The organism is Bacillus norwichensis, from assembly GCF_014836955.1.
In the GTDB taxonomy this organism is placed as follows: Bacteria; Bacillota; Bacilli; order Bacillales; family Bacillaceae_C; genus Siminovitchia; species Siminovitchia norwichensis.
In genome coordinates this window covers 1-741 of record NZ_JACSPV010000109.1, presented here as the reverse complement: position 1 = coordinate 741, position 741 = coordinate 1, and the positions used below count along the sequence as shown (strand labels likewise).

Annotated in this window: 1 protein-coding gene; it reads right to left on the bottom strand. The window is 42.1% G+C overall.

Annotated features, from left to right (window positions below):
* Window positions 1–31: 31 nt before the first annotated feature.
* The coding region (locus H9631_RS22160; RefSeq protein WP_191816628.1) for an IS256 family transposase at window positions 32–741 on the bottom strand (710 nt) is incomplete at its 5' end.

The following is a 741-nucleotide window of genomic DNA, read 5'->3' as shown; positions in this document are numbered from 1 at the left end:
GGGTTTGTCAAATAAAGTGTGTAAGTACACTTTATTCAAGGTATCTTAAAACCCTATCTTTCAGTTCGTCGTGAAGGAGTAGTTGGTTCCTGACCATGGCCCAATTTTGGATACGGCCACCCTCCCATTTTGTTTCTAGTTCTTTAATACGTAAATACAATACTTTTAACAGGGCATTCTCATTGGGGAATGCTCCTTTTTTAGTCACTTTCCTAAAACTTGAATGAATGCTTTCCACGGCGTTAGTCGTATACATGATTTTACGAATAGCGCTGCCATAGTCAAAGAGTTGCTCGACATGTTCAAAGTTTCTCTCCCATACGTCAATGGCTCCTGGATAGGCTGTCCATTGTTGTTTGAAGGATGCAAAGGCATTTTGACAAGCCTTCAGACTGGGAGCACTATATACCTTTCTTAATGCCTGCGTAAATGCTTTATAATCCTTGCTTGGTACGTATTTGATGGAATTGCGGATTAAATGGACGATGCAGCGCTGGACGATGACTTGAGGAAAAATAGCTCTGGCACCTTCCTCTAATCCACTGACTCCGTCCATTGAGAGAAAGAAGATGTCTTCCACACCTCGTGCCTTGATTTCATCAAAGATCTGCATCCATTTGTGCTTGCTTTCCGTCTCGTTCAACCATAGGCCAATGATTTCCTTCTTGCCTTCCATGGTATAGCCTAAGATCGTATAGACGGCATATTTCTTTGATTCATACTGGTTCCGGATGGTGGTAA